Origin of the sequence: Campylobacter sp. RM19072 (genome assembly GCF_024723485.1) — a bacterium.
GTDB classification, from domain to species: domain Bacteria; phylum Campylobacterota; class Campylobacteria; order Campylobacterales; family Campylobacteraceae; genus Campylobacter; species Campylobacter porcelli.
On sequence record NZ_JANQCU010000013.1, the window covers coordinates 21,956 to 36,995 of the forward strand.

Below are 15,040 nucleotides of genomic sequence, written 5' to 3' on the forward strand. Positions count from 1 at the left end.
TAAAATTTAACAGAAGGAAAATAGATGAAAAAAGGTATATTTCTAGCTCCTATATTAGCAGCTAGTGTGAGTTTAAATGCAGCGGTACTTGCTACTGTAAATGGCAAAGAGATTAGTGATAAAGATTTAGTCCCTTTGCTTGGTGCACATGGTGCTGATTTTGATAAAATTCCAGAACAGATGAAAAAACAGCTATTAGAAATGGCTATTAATGGTGAATTAATCCTAGAACAAGCTAAAAAGGATGGCACTGATAAAACAAAAGAGTATCAAGAGGCTTTGAAATTTAGCCAAGATAATGTCTTAAGAAATGTTTGGACGCAAAATGAGTATAAAAAAATCAAAGTATCAAATGCCGATGTGAAGGCATTTTATGAAAAAAATAAAGAGACAATCTTTGTAAGTCCAGCCCAAGCAAAAGCAAAACATATCCTAGTAGAGACTCAAAAAGAAGCTGAGAATATAATCGCTCAATTAAAAGGGCTAAAAGGAGATGCTTTAACAGCTAAATTTAGCGAATTAGCTAAAACCAAATCGATAGATAGAGGTAGTGCTGCAAATGGCGGCGAGCTAGGCTGGTTTGATGAATCAAGAATGGTCCCAGCATTTAGCAAGGCTGCGTTTGGCTTAAAAAATGGAACAATCACTATAAAACCAGTTAAGAGCGAATTTGGCTATCATGTAATCTTAAAAGAGGACTCAAAAGCCAAAACCACAGTAGCTTATGATAAGGTTAAAAACAATATCGAAGAGCAGCTAAGAAGCGAACAATTTAAAACCGTAATGCAAGAAAAAATGGATAAGCTAAGACAGGGTGCAAAAGTAGAATATAAATAATAGGGGTATGATATGGGAGTATTAAATATCGTAAAACCTGGTGTAGTCTGGGGCGATGATCTTAGCAAATTATATGAGTATGCCAAGAGTGAGGGCTTTGCTATTCCTGCGGTTAATGTCGTAGGAAGCCACTCTATAAATGCTGTAATGGAAGCAGCTAAGATAGCAAATTCGCCTGTTATTATCCAATTTAGCAATGGCGGTGCGAGCTATTATGCTGGTAAGACTTGCCCTAATGGCGATGTTTTAGGTGCTATAGCTGGAGCCAAGCAAGTCCATTTACTAGCAAAATCTTATGGTGTTGCCGTGGTTTTACACACAGATCACGCCGCTAGAAAGCTCTTGCCTTGGATTGACGCTCTTATAGATGTTAGTCGTGAAAATATAAAAAGTTGTGGTATCCCTCTATTTAGCTCTCATATGCTAGATCTTAGCGAAGAGCCATTAGAGGAGAATATCGCAACTTGCCAAAAATATCTTAAAACACTAAGTGATCTTGGTATTGCTCTTGAGATTGAGCTTGGCGTGACTGGCGGCGAAGAAGATGGAGTGGATAATACAAATGTAGATAACGCTCTTTTATACACTCAGCCAGAAGATGTGGCTTTAGCTTATCAAACCCTTGGTGAAATTAGCGATAAATTTAGCATTGCAGCTAGCTTTGGTAATGTCCATGGAGTTTATAAACCAGGTAATGTGGTGCTTAGACCAGAGATCTTAAAAAACTCTCAAGAGTATATTAAATCTAAATTTAACACAAACGATAATAAGCCAGTAAATTTCGTATTTCATGGCGGTAGCGGTAGTGAACTTGCTGATATTAAAGCAGCAGTAAGCTATGGTGTGATTAAGATGAATATAGATACTGATACTCAGTGGGCTTTTTGGGATGGTGTGCGTGAGTATGAGGCTAAAAATCATGGTTATCTTCAAGGGCAAATTGGAAATCCTGAAGGTAGCGATAAGCCAAATAAGAAGTATTATGATCCAAGAAAATGGCTAAGATGTGGCGAAGAGAGTATGGTAAAAAGGCTTTTAGAAGCTTACGAAAATCTTAATTGTATAAATAAAAACTAAGTCTATTTAGCCAAATTTTTGGCTAAATAGCATTAAGCTTAGCTATTTTTGATGGTTAAGCTTAGTGTAAATTAAAGGAAATTTAAATGGAAAAAGAGAGCGAACTTGGTGAAATATCTCTGCCTGAAGGTGGAAATAGACAGAGTAAATTTGTATATTTTAAGATAGTTTTATTACCAGTTTTAGTTTATATTGCTTGTTTGCTTTGTTATTTTGATGTGATAAAGCTTAATGTAGGACTTGATATTGTCATAATAATGGGAATTATGCTTGTGATAGCCTTAATCTTTGCTAGACATAGTGCTGAGCTTGGGTGCTGTTTATTTGAGCAAAAAAAGGATATTTTTAAAAAAGAGTTAAAAAATTATATTATAAAAACTCTTCTTACAATTGGCAAGGATAGAAAGTCAAATGGTAGCTTTGATGAGTTTTCGCTAAGATATTCAAAAGATGTTAGAAATGATAATTTCGCAACTATAGCAACTGGGGTTTTTCCTATGCTTGGTATCTTTGGGACATTTTTAAGTATTGCTATTTCTATGCCTACTCTTAGCTCGGCTGATATGCTTAGCTTGGAGAGTGAGATTACTAAGCTATTTGCTGGTATTGGGGCTTCATTTTATCTTTGTGCTTATGGGGTATTTTTAACACTTTGGTGGCTATTTTTTGAAAGATTTGGTATGAGTAGATTTGAAAAATTAATCGCTAGGCAAAAGAATGCTACAATAGCGTTTTTTTGGACAGATCAAGAGATACAACAAAGATATATGCAAGAGACATTAGGAAGTTTTGAGAAGATTGGTGTGATATTTGATTATGTTAGCAAACAAGAATTTTTTAAAGAGCTTGATAATGTGATAGAGAGAAAATTTGATAATTTTACTAAACTACTTAAAACAGAAGAAGATGCCGTCAAAGTAAGTAGTGAGCATATTAAGCAGACTATGGGAATGCTTATTAAATCTCAAAGAGATCAAAAAGATATGATTAAAATTCACGCAGAGATCATTAATGTTTTAAATTTATTTAATAATAATATTAAAGAGTTGCAAATTAGGTGGAGTGAAAACTATACAAGATTGCAAAGCATTAGCGATGAGCGTGTAGCTAAACTTGATAAGAGTGTAAATGATCTTGGTATGAATATTATGAAATTTGAGCGTTCTTTAGAGGAATTTAGCATAAATATCCTTGAAAAACAACAACTCGCTCTTGATGGATTTAAAGTAGCTATGATAGATGGTATGCAGGCTTTTAGATATATTTTTGATGAAGAAAGCTCAACTAAAGATAATAGCTCAGCCATCGTAGAAGAGCTTAAAAAGAGCATTCAAGAGATTGATAATGAGGCAAATATAGCTCTTGAAAAATTAGAAAAAACAGATTATGAGAGCCTATCAAAATCCATTGATGAGAGTGCTGAAGTAGATAATAAATCAATTGATGAAAAGAATGATTAATGAAAATCGATATATCAAATGATGAAAAATCAAGCTTTTGGCTTAGTTTTGCTGGGCTTATGACTGGGCTGTTTTTTGTATTTGTGCTTATAGTTGGCGTAGTGGTTATTAGGTACTCTATTTTAGCTTCTGAATTAGTATATTTACAAAAGGATTTAAATGACAATATCGCTTCTTTAAATGCGGCAAATAAAGAGCTAAATAAAAAGCATGATAGTATCAAAAGCTTTATTGCTAAGCTAAAATCAAGCCCAGATGGCGTAAATATAGAAAAATATTATAATAATTTAAATTCAGAATTATCTAAATCATCTGCGATAATAAATAATAGCCTAGATGTAATTAGTCTAAAAAATGATGAATTAATCACACAAATTGATAGTCAAGATGAGGAGATTAGTAATTTAAAAATTGAAATTGAGCAAAAAGATAGCGAGATTGAGATACTTCAAAAAGATATTGAAACTACAAGAAAAAATTTAGAAAATTATGCAAAAATTAGAGAAAATATCGCACTTGCTTTGAAAAATAAACTTGGTAATATGGCACAAATAGATTTAAAAAGTGCCGATGTTAGTATGAGTGCGGCTAAGATTTTTAATATTAATTCTACAGCTATTAGAGATGATGCGAAATTTGATTTAAGACGCATATTTAAGGTATATTTGGACTATATTTTATCGCCTGATATTATAGAAAATATTAGCAATATTACCATTGAATGCCATACCGATAGCGATGGTGGGTATCTTCATAATCTTGATTTATCGCAAAAAAGAGCTTTGGAGATTATGAAATTTGCCTATGCAACCTATAAAGATTCAAATTTAAGTAAATATATGATTGCAGTTGGTAAAAGTAATAGTCAAATAGTATTAAAAGATGGCGTTGAAGACCCAGCGGCAAGCTTTAGAGTAAATATTAAATTTGATTTAAAAGACTCTAAATATTTTATCGATAAGGTTTTAAGTCATCGTGCAAATTGAGCCGATTTGTTTTAGGGGGCGTAGATTTTGGATTTTGCGTGATGACTTAATAGGCGGAGAATTTAATGGAAATAAAGCTAGGAAATTAGCCTACTTTTTAAACTCAAATTTAGCAAATCGCATTATCTCATATGGCTCAAGCCAGTCAAATGCTATGTATTCTATCAGCGTTTTGGCTAAGTTGCGTGGTATTAAATTTATATATTTTACTCACCATATTTGCGATTTTTTGCTTAATAATCCTTGTGGGAACTACGCTGCAGCACTAAAAAATGGTATGGATATTCGCATTAGCAAAAATCCGCTTAAATCAGCACAAAATGAGTGCAAAAGTAGGGATATTTTCATCCCAGAAGGGGTGGCTATGAGTGAAGCTGAGATGGGATTTCAGGATCAAGCTAGGATAATTGTAGATTTTGCTAAGAAAAATGATATAAAATTTGATATATTTTTGCCTAGTGGGACTGGGTGTAGTGCGGCATTTTTGGCTAAAAATTTAAGTGATATGAGCGTATGGACTACTCCTTGTGTAGGTGATAGCCATTATCTAAAAAAGCAGATTTTAGCACTTGATCCATTAAGCAAGGTTAATATCATAAATCCACCTAGAAAATATCACTTTGGTAAGCTTTATTCTGAAATTTATGAGATATATAAGGAGCTTTTATATAGCTGTGGTGTGGAGTTTGAGCTATTGTATGATGGCGTTGGGTGGCTTACTTTGATGGCAAATTTAAATGCGTTTAAAAATGATATTTTATATATTCATCAAGGAGGAATGCTAGGAAATATCACGCTTTTAGAGAGATATAAACGCAAATTTAATATATAAATTTATATTTAGTTATTTTATTTTGGATATACTTTTTGCGAGTAAATAATATAATTTAGCTCTTAATTAAATAAGATAGAATAAGGAGGAATAAGCTAGTATAATTGATACGCTATATCAATTATAATTTCAGATAAATTCAATTTAAAGCTTTAAATGGTCTATAAATAAGCTTTTATAAAATTATTTTTGATAATTATAATCAAAATAAGCTTAAATTTATAATAGTTAGTTTATAATAACGATTATCAAAATATTATAAAGGTAAAATATGTCAGTCTTGGTAATAGGCGCAGATGAAATAGCACCAATTAAAGCAGTTTTACAAGGGTTAGGTGTCAGCAAGATAGAGCACTGGGATGCAAGAAATGAAAATAGAGTAAATCGCAAACCGATCCCACAAGAGGTGGAGTGCGTGGTTATGCTGACGAGTTTTTTAAATCATAACACGATGAAAAAGATAAAATCTGAAGCTAAAAAACGCAATATAAAGCTAGTTTGTGCTAAAAGAAGTGTGAGTTGTGTTTATTGCGAGTATTGTAAAGTTTTTGGTTTGGATCGTGAATTTAAGTGTGAAAGGTAAATATGACAGCAGTTATTTTTGGTAGTTCAATGGGAAATGCAGAGGAAGCAGCAAATAAAATCGCAGCAAATTTAGGTATAGATACAGTTTTAAATATATCTGAAACTTCAGCCGATGAGATTAATGGATTTGATAAATTGATAATTGGCTCATCTACTTGGGGAAGCGGTGATTTGCAAGATGATATGGATGCTTTTGACTTTTCTGAGTTAAATTTAAAAGGAAAAACGATAGCTCTATTTGGCATAGGCGATAGCTCTAGCTATGATGATACATATTGCGATGCTTTGGGAATTTTGTTTGATAAATGTAGTGAATTAGGTGCAAATATTGTAGGTGCTACAGAGGCTCCAAAATATGATTTTACAGAGTCAAGAGCAGCTAGAGATGGTGGATTTGTGGGCTTAGCGCTTGATTTTGATAACCATGGCGACGAAGTAGATTCTAGAATTGCTAATTGGTGTGAGCAAATAAGAGCAAATTTCAGCTAATTTTTGATACAATTACGCAAAAATTATAAAGGATAAATATGCCACTACTTGATAGTTTTTGCGTAGATCATACTATTATGAACGCACCTGGTGTTAGACTTGCTAAGATGATGAAAACTCCAAAAGGAGATGATATTAGCGTTTTTGATCTAAGATTTTGTAAGCCAAATTTAGATATTTTACCAGAAAAAGGGATTCATACCTTAGAGCATCTTTTTGCTGGTTTTATGAGAGATCATCTAAATTCAAATAGCGTTGAGATTATAGATATATCGCCGATGGGCTGTAGGACTGGGTTTTATATGAGTCTTATAGGAAGACCTAAAATTGATGAAGTGATAGAGGCGTGGAGACTATCTATGAGCGATGTATTATCTGTAAAAAGCCAAAGCAACATTCCAGAGCTAAATAAATATCAGTGCGGTACATACAAAATGCACTCGCTAGATGAGGCTAAGCATATAGCGCAAAATATTTTAAATTCAGGAATTAGCTATATTGATAATGAGACTATAAAGTTAGATTTTAATAATATTAAATAATAAATTGCTTGATTAATGTAGTTAAGACTTTTATTAGCTATTTGTTTATGGCTTTTTGAATTTTTATTTGGTTATTTTCTTTTGCTATTTTTTGGTATTCTTTTGCAAAGCTCTTAAGATAAAGGCAACTGAAAATAATGAAATTTAAATTAATGTTAGATTGAAATTTTAGGGCTTTTGTGATTTTTAAGAATTTAAATAATAGGAAATTTATAAGCGGTGAGAGCTTTTTTTGTTTAGCTTTGCTAAGATTTAGTGAAGTTTTTTAATTATTTAAATGCTAAATTTTGCGTAATTTATATAGTCTGCTATATTTAATTATTTTTTCGTGCTGATACATAAGTAGCCAATTATACGCATTTTGCGTTAGTGCAGCGATATTTTTGCCGTATTTTTCTTTTATACGAGCTATCTTTGTGAGCTTTATTTGGTTTGTAATCTTTTATCATAATTCTACACTTATCATAAATCAAACGCATTTGCCTTAAATTTATTTAAAATTAGATTATGAGCCTAGTTGCTCACTACACATATATACAAAGCTAACTATTTGATATTTTTATTATTTAAGTTAAAATTTTCTTATATTTTTTTGGAATTCCATTTTATTGATTAGAAAATGAATTTAAGACTTATTTGATTATATCCTTTAGCATGGAAACAACTGAAATAGTCAAATGAAAGCTTAAATTAATGTTAGATTGCGTTTTTAAGGGCTTTTTTGTGATTTTTGAAAGCTTAGGAAAAGGACTAGTGGTACCTGAGGTCGGACTCGAACCGACACAGGGTTGCCCCTACCAGATTTTGAGTCTAGCGTGTCTACCATTTCACCACTCAGGCTTAAAAAGAGAAAAATTATATCTAAATTTAGATTAAAATATTATAAATCTTGGCTATAAATTCATCTGTATTTGTAAGCCTTAAGCTACAAAGTTTATAATAATCAAGTTATTTACCGCTCTAAATAGCATTTTTATTTGGTTTAAAATTCAAATTTATTTATCCAAATTTTCTACATCCACTCTAGAACTTGCGTTATCTCTTTGGCTACAAATGTTTTTATAGGGTAATTTTCTAATGGCTTATTTGGCGTGATAGCGTTTTTAAATTTTTGAAAGACAGCCTCTTTTAGCCTTGCATCAAGATTAAAAATCTCTCTAATCTCACCATTTAAGCTAAGCTCACCGATGAATATACTCTCTTTGGATATTGGACGATTGCGAAAGCTTGATATGATAGCAGCTACCACGGCTAAATCGCACGCAGTTTCATTTATCTTCACTCCGCCAGTAACATTGATAAACACATCATAATGCCCAAGCGGTATTTCTAATTTTCTCTCTAAAAGTGCTAAAATCATATCTAAGCGATTTTTATCAAAGCCAGTTGAGCTTCTTTTTGGATAGTTGCTTTCGCATACTAGGGCTTGAATTTCTACGATTAATGCACGACTTCCCTCCATCGTTACAGTGATAGCTGATCCACTAACGGCGTTACCGCGGGTAAAAAATTTACTGCTAATATCTTTAGCACTTATTAGTCCATTACTACGCATTTCAAAAATTCCAATTTCGCTTGTAGTGCCAAAGCGATTTTTAATCCCGCGAAGTATGCGAAGCTCCTTACTACTATCCCCTTCAAAATATAGCACCACATCAACCATATGCTCTAAAATTCTAGGTCCGGCGATAGAGCCTTCTTTAGTAATATGACCTATAATAAATATGGTAATATCATCTTTTTTAGCTAGTCGCATTAGCTCAAATGTGATCTCTCTAACTTGCGAAATTGAGCCTGGAGCTGAGCTAATCTTATCGCTATATAGGGTTTGGATAGAGTCTATAACTATGGTTTTATACTCATTTTTTGCCGCTTCGGCTAGTATCGATGAGAGATCGATTTCAGTTAGTAAAAATAGATTATCACTATTTGCACCTAAGCGATCGGCTCTTAGCTTGATTTGACTAGCGCTCTCTTCACCGCTTACATATAGCACTTTTTGGTTGTTGTCAGCTAAATTTGAAGCTATTTTAAGTAGTAGTGTAGATTTACCAATTCCTGGACTTCCGCCTATTAATATAAGAGAGCCACTTACCAAGCCTCCGCCTAATACTAGGTCTAACTCGCTATCTTTAGTTGATTTGCGATCTATTTTTTGAATTTGAATTTGGGATATTGGTGTGGCGCTTTTTGTGCTTTTGGTTAGTTTGGCTAACTCTTGAGAGATCTTAACTTGCTCGCTACTAAGCTCGATAAAGCTCTCCCAGGCTCCGCATTGTGGGCATTTACCCATCCATTTGCTTTGCTGATTACCACACGCTTCGCATTCAAAAATAATCTTTGATTTTGCCATTTTAATCTAAAAATATTGCATCGCAGATGGTATCTACGAACTCTTTTGGGCTAAATTTGATAAGATCATCTTTACTTTCGCCAACGCCAATATATAAAATAGGGAGCTCAAGCTCTCTAGCAATACCAAATAACGCACCGCCCTTTGCTGTGCCATCAAGCTTGGTAATTATAACTCCATCAACCTTTATAATCTCATTAAAAGCCTTAGCTTGAGCTACTCCAGCACTACCTTGTGTGCCATCTAGAATTAGAATTTTTTGGTGTGGAGCATCACTTAGGGCTTTACTGCTAATTCTTGAGATTTTCTCTAGTTCACTAGCTAAATTTTTTTGATTTTGTAACCTACCAGCCGTATCAATAATAGCATAATCCATATCTCTAGCCACAGCTGAGCTGATGGTATCATAGGCTACAGCGGCTGGGTCGTGACCTTGATTTGAGGCGATTATAGGGACTTCAAGCTTATTAGCCCATTGGCGTAGCTGCTCTATGGCTCCAGCTCTAAATGTATCGCTAGCGCCTAAAATTACGTTTTTTGAGCTGGATTTGAATAAATTTGCTAATTTTGCTATTGTGGTTGTTTTGCCCGCACCATTTACGCCTAAAATCATCATCACAAAAGGCTTTGCCTCCACACTTTTATTATCATACATAAAGTATGTTTGCATAACTCTAGCTAGATCGGCCCTATCTACTACATCTCTAGGAGGTAGATAGTAGATTATCTCTTGGGCTATTTCATATGGAACATCGGCTTCTAATAGAAGCTCTTCAAGAATATCTTTAGTTATTTTTTTATCTTTTGGTTTAGATTTTGTAAATGTATTAAGGGTCTTTTCAAGCCCTTTTTTAAGAAAGCTAAACATTACTCAATAACCTTTTTAATATCATTTTCTAGCATCTCAATCGGCACCAATCCGCTATAAGAAGTAGCAAATTTGCCATTTGGATAGTATAAAATGCTAAATGGAATTCCAACCACGCCGCCAAGCGATGAGATTAAATATTGATTTTCATCTGTGTATGCAATTGGGTAGTTGATATTTAGTAGCTCTTTAAATTCATTTGCTTGCTCTAGGCTTAAGGCCTCAACTGATACACCGATGATTTGAAGTTTATCTTTAAATTTCTCTTGAAGCGATACAAGATATGGGATCTCTACCTTACAAGGTGGGCACCAAGTGGCAAAGAAATTTAAAAATATAGCTTTATCCTTGATATTAAAGTCATAGCCGTTATCTTTTTTTTGCATTTTTAACTCACTGCCATCATTTAATGTAAGTTTAAATGGTTTTGAATAGTCTGCTTCTATTACTGAAGTTGGATTTGACTCTTCGTTTGAAGTGTTGTTGCAACCTGTTAAAATAGCTAATAAAGCTGCTGCTAGAAAGATTTTAAATTTCATTATATTTTCCTATATTTTTTGGTAAAATTGCCAAAATTATACTAAATAAAGATTAATATTATGGTTAAATTTGATAAACAAACTTGTAGAAAAGTAGCAAAATTGGCTCTGAATAAGGAGTCTAAAAGAGTGGCTAACTGCTATAAAAATAGGGTTAATTTGGATATTTTAAGGCTTATTAAGCTGTATAAAGTAAAGAATTTGCTTATTTTTACTCCTATGAAAATGGAGCCAAATTTGATTAAGCTTAGGCGAAAAATAGCAAAAAATTGCACAATATTTGTCCCATTTATGGTAGATAAAAGTTTAAAAATGGTAAAATTGCGTTTGCCCTTTAAAGTATCTAAATTTGGTATTAAAGAAGCAATGAACTCAAATGCTTATAAAAAAGATATAGATATGGCTATAGTGCCAGTTATCGCAGTAGATGCTAATATGGGTAGAGTAGGGCACGGAGCTGGGTTTTATGATAGGTTTTTTGATAATCTAGGTTATAGACCGGTTATTGTGTTTGTAAGTATAAAAGATATGTATGTTGATTATAAAATTTGTGACGCACACGATGTTTGTGCTGACTTTTATCTTACACCTACTAAAAAATATATAAAAAAGGTATGTTATGATAGAGATGTCATTAATAGGGTTAGGAGGCTTGATTTTTGGAGCTGGAGGAGGTTGGCTAATATCTAAAAAGATAAATGATGCCAACTATAATATTTTAGTAGAGCAGGCAAAAGCAAAAGCAAAAGCAATTGAATTTGAGGCTGAAGGCATTTTAAAAGATGCTAAAGTTAAGGTTAGCGAGGCTGAATTTGAGGTTAAAAAAAGATATGAAGAAAAGGGGAGCAAACTCCAAAAAGAGTATAACCAAAAATTCGATGAAATAGCTAAAAAAGAGCAAAATTTGCTCTTTGAAAAAGAGAATTTAGATAGTGCTAAAAGTGATTTAGAATTAAGCCAAAATAGAGCCAAAGCGTTATATGAAGAGGGTTTAAATTTAAAAAATAGCTATCAAGAAAAGATTGATGAAATGCTAAAAACTATGGAGCGTATGGCTGGTTTAACCCAAGAAGAAGCTAGAGAGTTGGTGCTTAAAAAAGTTGAAGAAAAAAGCCGTGCCGATATAGCTCATATCGTTAGAAAATATGAAGAAGAGGCAAAAAGAGAGGCTAAGAAAAAGGCTAATTATATCCTAGCTCAAGCTACTAGTAGATTTGCTGGAGAGTTCGCTGCTGAGAGATTAATCAATGTAGTTGATATTAAAAATGATGAGTTAAAAGGTAGGATTATAGGCAAAGAGGGACGCAATATCAAAACCCTTGAGATGGTGCTTGGAGTTGATGTAATAATAGATGATACACCGCATGCTATTGTGCTTTCAAGCTTTAATTTATATCGTAGGGCCATTGCTACTAGGGTAATTGAACTATTAGTTGAAGATGGGAGAATCCAACCAGCTAGAATAGAGGAAATTCATCAAAAAGTTTGCGAGGAATTTGAGGCTAGTATTTTAGAAGAGGGCGAAAATATCTTAATTGATTTAGGAATTACCAAAGTTCATCCAGAGATTGTAAAACTAATTGGCAAGATGAAATTTAGAGCTAGTTATGGTCAAAATGCTCTAGCTCATAGCCTTGAGGTTGCTCATTTAGCGGGAATTATAGCTGCTGAAACTGGTGGAGACGAGAAGCTTGCCATTAGAGCTGGTATATTACACGATATTGGCAAGGCATTAACGCATGAGTATCAAGGTAGCCATGTCGATTTAGGTGCCGAAATTTGTAAGCGTTATAAAGAGCATCCAGTTGTGATTAATGCTATTTATGCTCACCACGGACACGAAGAGGCTCTAAGCGTGGAGTGTGCGGCAGTTTGTGCTGCTGATGCGTTATCTGCAGCACGCCCTGGTGCTAGAAGAGAGGTGCTTGAGAGCTTTTTAAAAAGAGTTGAAGAGATAGAGAATATAGCAAATTCCAAAGAAGGTATTAAAAATGCCTACGCTATAAATGCTGGTCGCGAGATAAGGGTTATTGCTAATGCGGAGTTGGTCAATGATGATGAGGCTGTGCTTTTAGCTAAAGAGATTGCTGAAGAGATAGAGAGTAAAATGCAATATCCAGGGGAAATCAAAGTAAATGTAATACGAGAATTAAGGGCTGTAGAGTATGCGAAATAGAGTATTAATAAAGATTATTTGTCTAATTTTTATTAGCCTAGGCTTACATGCTAGCGATGAGAGACTTTTAGATAGTGCAAATGCCTATAATTTAATTAATCGAACTAACAAAATACCGCAATCAATTATTATAAATTCATCTGCTATTATAGTTTTTCCTACTTTTGTTAAGGCTGGATTTATCCTTGGGGCGACGGTGGGTCGTGGGGTTATGCTTGTGCGTGATGAGGATTCAAAAGAGTATATAGATGATAGGACCTTATATCATCAAAATAGCAGCTATAGCGTAGTGCCAGTAAGACTTGGGGGTGCTACTATTGGATTACAAGCTGGATATGAGAATAATTTTATTGTGATGTATGTGATGAATAGGGCGATAATAAAAGATATTTACGATAATAAGCTCACGCTTAGTGCTAGCACATCAGTTAGCTTTATGGATTATGGGGTAAATAGCGGTACTATGAGTGATATTGGGTTTAGCGATATTTATGCTTATACAAATAATACAGGCTTTTTCGCAGGTGCGAATCTTGGTGGGTCTGTAATCACGGTTGATGATAAGGTTAAATTTGACCCCAATTCATATGGCTATAGACAGCTATTACAAGCCGTATCGGTGGTGAAATAATGCAAGATATTTTAGCAAATCTTTCTACTTATGGATATTTGATACTATTTTTATATAGCCTTGGTGGGGGAATGGTGGCTATAATTGGTGCTGGATTGCTTAGCTTTGAAGGTAGTATGAGTTTAACTCTATCAATTATAATTGCCGCAGTGGCAAACTTCATCGGAGATATGATTTTAGTATATATGGGAAGATATAATAAAAGCTCTGTAATGCCATATTTTAAATCACATAAACGAAAACTTGCTTTAGCTCAAATTTTATTTAAAAAATATGGCGATAAGATTATTTTTATCAAAAAATATATTTACGGGCTAAAAACTTTAGTGCCTTTAGCTATTGGTCTAACCAAATATAGCTTGATTAAATTTGCTATCATTAACGCTATTTGCTCTGCTATATGGTCGATTAGCTTAGGATTGCTTAGCTATTATGCGGGAGAATTTATATCGAGATTTACATCATATTTTGGCGATCATGGCTATATCATTCCTATATTTTTGTTTATTTTGCTTGGTCTTATATGGCTATATTTTAGCTGGGCTACTAAAAAAAGATGAAAAAGCTGATATTTATAATATCTATTTTATTGATTGGATTATATGGGTTTGCTTATATATTTTCAAACCATATGCTAAATTCAGCACTAGCTAAGCTTCAAAATATCAAAGAATTTAAAATAGATAGTGTAAATAAAAATAGCTCCATACTTTCTAATAGTTTAAATTTTAGACTTCAATATAAAGATTTTGATTTAGATATAGATATGAGTAGTAGTTATAACCCTCTTTTTATATTTAATGGATTTAAAATTAATGGAGATATTAAGGATTTATCACAAGATAGTGTTAATTTGGCTAAATTTAGTCTAAATATTCCGCTATATGGGGGCAAAATCCATATTCAAGCAGATATATCGCCAATTCAAATTATTCAACATCATAGCTCTATTAAATTTTCAAATATCTCTATTAATAGCATTATGGATAGCAAAAAGCTATATTTCATAAAAGCAAATCTTGATAAAGCTAAATTTGAATTTGATAATATTAATGTTGATATGAGTGGTATTTTTAGCGAGATTGAGTATATTGATGGTGTTGATTTTGCAGATTTTAATCCATATGCTCTAAATCCTAGTAATTTAAAATTATTAATTGATAATTTAAGCTCAAATATAAATTTTATCAATCTAACAAGCGAAAATATTAGATTAAACTCAAAAATAAACGCTTATAACTTAGCAGATATTTTTACTGATTTAACGGCTAAATATATTATGGTAAATGGCATAGCTTTTGATGATATTAGCTCAAAAATTATATTAAAAAATATAAGCACAAGTAATTATAAAAATTTCATTATAAGTAAACCAGAGATAGTCGTGGATAATCTTACTATTAGAGATCTTTTGGAGCTAAAATTTGATATATTAATAGACAATCAAAGCTTAAAGGGATTAAATTTAAATGGGGAATTTATAGCCTACAAGCCAATTTCTCATATAAAAGGATTAGAGTTTATATCCATATATGAAAAATTTTTAATCAGCAATGGGGTGTTAATACAAAATGGCAATGGCTATGTGAGCAAATTTAAATCCAATATCCAAAATAGTGAGATAATCTTTAATAATTCAGTTAAATTTAGCGATATTTTGTCAGA

Annotated in this window: 16 protein-coding genes and 1 tRNA gene; 13 read left to right on the forward strand and 4 right to left on the reverse strand. The window is 32.9% G+C overall.

Translation table 11 applies throughout. The annotated features are described in order from the left end of the window. The first annotated feature begins 24 nt into the window (after window positions 1-24). From CSUIS19072_RS06765 to luxS, 8 genes are all read left to right on the forward strand, one after another. Window positions 25-837 carry a peptidylprolyl isomerase gene (locus CSUIS19072_RS06765; protein ID WP_086293262.1) on the forward strand — a complete coding sequence of 271 codons (813 nt, stop codon included), beginning with the start codon at window positions 25-27 and terminating at the stop codon, window positions 835-837. Between the two features lie 12 nt (window positions 838-849). Further along, window positions 850-1,914: a class II fructose-bisphosphate aldolase gene (gene fbaA, locus CSUIS19072_RS06770; RefSeq protein ID WP_086293260.1), complete on the forward strand. Its 1,065-nt coding sequence runs from the start codon at window positions 850-852 to the stop codon at window positions 1,912-1,914. A gap of 86 nt (window positions 1,915-2,000) precedes the next feature. Beyond that, window positions 2,001-3,374, forward strand: coding sequence for a MotA/TolQ/ExbB proton channel family protein (locus CSUIS19072_RS06775; protein WP_086293258.1), 1,374 nt, complete (start codon window positions 2,001-2,003; stop codon window positions 3,372-3,374). Next, on the forward strand, window positions 3,374-4,360 hold the full coding sequence (locus CSUIS19072_RS06780; RefSeq protein WP_086237160.1) for an OmpA family protein: 987 nt from the start codon (window positions 3,374-3,376) through the stop codon (window positions 4,358-4,360). The genes CSUIS19072_RS06775 and CSUIS19072_RS06780 overlap by 1 nt, the downstream gene beginning before the upstream one ends. Continuing rightward, window positions 4,350-5,192, forward strand: a complete 843-nt coding sequence (locus CSUIS19072_RS06785) for a 1-aminocyclopropane-1-carboxylate deaminase/D-cysteine desulfhydrase (protein ID WP_086293256.1) — start codon at window positions 4,350-4,352, stop codon at window positions 5,190-5,192. Before CSUIS19072_RS06780 ends, CSUIS19072_RS06785 begins: the two co-directional genes overlap by 11 nt. A 271-nt stretch (window positions 5,193-5,463) precedes the next feature. After that, on the forward strand, window positions 5,464-5,775 hold the full coding sequence (locus CSUIS19072_RS06790) for a DUF2325 domain-containing protein (protein WP_086237158.1): 312 nt from the start codon (window positions 5,464-5,466) through the stop codon (window positions 5,773-5,775). A gap of 2 nt (window positions 5,776-5,777) precedes the next feature. Next, window positions 5,778-6,266: a flavodoxin gene (locus tag CSUIS19072_RS06795; protein WP_086237157.1), complete on the forward strand. Its 489-nt coding sequence runs from the start codon at window positions 5,778-5,780 to the stop codon at window positions 6,264-6,266. 38 nt (window positions 6,267-6,304) lie between these two features. After that, a complete protein-coding gene (luxS, locus tag CSUIS19072_RS06800; RefSeq protein ID WP_086237156.1) occupies window positions 6,305-6,808 on the forward strand; it encodes an S-ribosylhomocysteine lyase in 504 nt (167 codons plus the stop codon). Between the two features lie 754 nt (window positions 6,809-7,562). Here the strand turns inward: luxS and CSUIS19072_RS06805 are convergent. The 4 genes from CSUIS19072_RS06805 to CSUIS19072_RS06820 form a co-directional block, all read right to left on the reverse strand. After that, window positions 7,563-7,648: transfer RNA gene (locus CSUIS19072_RS06805), tRNA-Leu, on the reverse strand. A gap of 172 nt (window positions 7,649-7,820) precedes the next feature. Continuing rightward, the gene (radA, locus tag CSUIS19072_RS06810; RefSeq protein WP_086293254.1) at window positions 7,821-9,161 is read right to left on the reverse strand and encodes a DNA repair protein RadA; all 1,341 of its coding nucleotides are present in this window, start codon (window positions 9,159-9,161) and stop codon (window positions 7,821-7,823) included. 1 nt (window position 9,162) lies between these two features. Next, the gene (gene ftsY / locus CSUIS19072_RS06815; protein WP_086237154.1) at window positions 9,163-10,029 is read right to left on the reverse strand and encodes a signal recognition particle-docking protein FtsY; all 867 of its coding nucleotides are present in this window, start codon (window positions 10,027-10,029) and stop codon (window positions 9,163-9,165) included. Then, window positions 10,029-10,568, reverse strand: a complete 540-nt coding sequence (locus CSUIS19072_RS06820; protein ID WP_086293252.1) for a TlpA family protein disulfide reductase — start codon at window positions 10,566-10,568, stop codon at window positions 10,029-10,031. Before CSUIS19072_RS06820 ends, ftsY begins: the two co-directional genes overlap by 1 nt. A 60-nt stretch (window positions 10,569-10,628) precedes the next feature. Here CSUIS19072_RS06820 and CSUIS19072_RS06825 point away from each other — a divergent pair, with 60 nt between their 5' ends. The 5 genes from CSUIS19072_RS06825 to CSUIS19072_RS06845 all read left to right on the forward strand — a co-directional run. Further along, window positions 10,629-11,258 carry a 5-formyltetrahydrofolate cyclo-ligase gene (locus tag CSUIS19072_RS06825; protein ID WP_236845263.1) on the forward strand — a complete coding sequence of 210 codons (630 nt, stop codon included), beginning with the start codon at window positions 10,629-10,631 and terminating at the stop codon, window positions 11,256-11,258. Beyond that, the gene (rny, locus tag CSUIS19072_RS06830) at window positions 11,188-12,744 is read left to right on the forward strand and encodes a ribonuclease Y (protein WP_086237151.1); all 1,557 of its coding nucleotides are present in this window, start codon (window positions 11,188-11,190) and stop codon (window positions 12,742-12,744) included. The genes CSUIS19072_RS06825 and rny overlap by 71 nt, the downstream gene beginning before the upstream one ends. Beyond that, a complete protein-coding gene (locus tag CSUIS19072_RS06835) occupies window positions 12,734-13,375 on the forward strand; it encodes a lipid-binding SYLF domain-containing protein (RefSeq protein ID WP_086237150.1) in 642 nt (213 codons plus the stop codon). Before rny ends, CSUIS19072_RS06835 begins: the two co-directional genes overlap by 11 nt. Continuing rightward, on the forward strand, window positions 13,375-13,935 hold the full coding sequence (locus CSUIS19072_RS06840) for a DedA family protein (RefSeq protein ID WP_086237149.1): 561 nt from the start codon (window positions 13,375-13,377) through the stop codon (window positions 13,933-13,935). Before CSUIS19072_RS06835 ends, CSUIS19072_RS06840 begins: the two co-directional genes overlap by 1 nt. Continuing rightward, on the forward strand, window positions 13,932-15,040 hold a 1,109-nt coding region (locus CSUIS19072_RS06845; RefSeq protein ID WP_337212172.1), incomplete at its 3' end, for a hypothetical protein. The genes CSUIS19072_RS06840 and CSUIS19072_RS06845, both read left to right, overlap by 4 nt.

Coding starts and splice junctions, on each gene's coding strand:
- CSUIS19072_RS06765 (WP_086293262.1), top strand. CDS start 25: ATGAAAAAAGGTATATTTCTAGCTCCTATATTAGCAGCTAGTGTGAGT.
- fbaA (WP_086293260.1), top strand. CDS start 850: ATGGGAGTATTAAATATCGTAAAACCTGGTGTAGTCTGGGGCGATGAT.
- CSUIS19072_RS06775 (WP_086293258.1), top strand. CDS start 2,001: ATGGAAAAAGAGAGCGAACTTGGTGAAATATCTCTGCCTGAAGGTGGA.
- CSUIS19072_RS06780 (WP_086237160.1), top strand. CDS start 3,374: ATGAAAATCGATATATCAAATGATGAAAAATCAAGCTTTTGGCTTAGT.
- CSUIS19072_RS06790 (WP_086237158.1), top strand. CDS start 5,464: ATGTCAGTCTTGGTAATAGGCGCAGATGAAATAGCACCAATTAAAGCA.
- CSUIS19072_RS06795 (WP_086237157.1), top strand. CDS start 5,778: ATGACAGCAGTTATTTTTGGTAGTTCAATGGGAAATGCAGAGGAAGCA.
- luxS (WP_086237156.1), top strand. CDS start 6,305: ATGCCACTACTTGATAGTTTTTGCGTAGATCATACTATTATGAACGCA.
- radA (WP_086293254.1), bottom strand. CDS start 9,161: ATGGCAAAATCAAAGATTATTTTTGAATGCGAAGCGTGTGGTAATCAG.
- ftsY (WP_086237154.1), bottom strand. CDS start 10,029: ATGTTTAGCTTTCTTAAAAAAGGGCTTGAAAAGACCCTTAATACATTT.
- CSUIS19072_RS06820 (WP_086293252.1), bottom strand. CDS start 10,568: ATGAAATTTAAAATCTTTCTAGCAGCAGCTTTATTAGCTATTTTAACA.
- CSUIS19072_RS06825 (WP_236845263.1), top strand. CDS start 10,629: ATGGTTAAATTTGATAAACAAACTTGTAGAAAAGTAGCAAAATTGGCT.
- rny (WP_086237151.1), top strand. CDS start 11,188: ATGATAGAGATGTCATTAATAGGGTTAGGAGGCTTGATTTTTGGAGCT.
- CSUIS19072_RS06835 (WP_086237150.1), top strand. CDS start 12,734: ATGCGAAATAGAGTATTAATAAAGATTATTTGTCTAATTTTTATTAGC.
- CSUIS19072_RS06840 (WP_086237149.1), top strand. CDS start 13,375: ATGCAAGATATTTTAGCAAATCTTTCTACTTATGGATATTTGATACTA.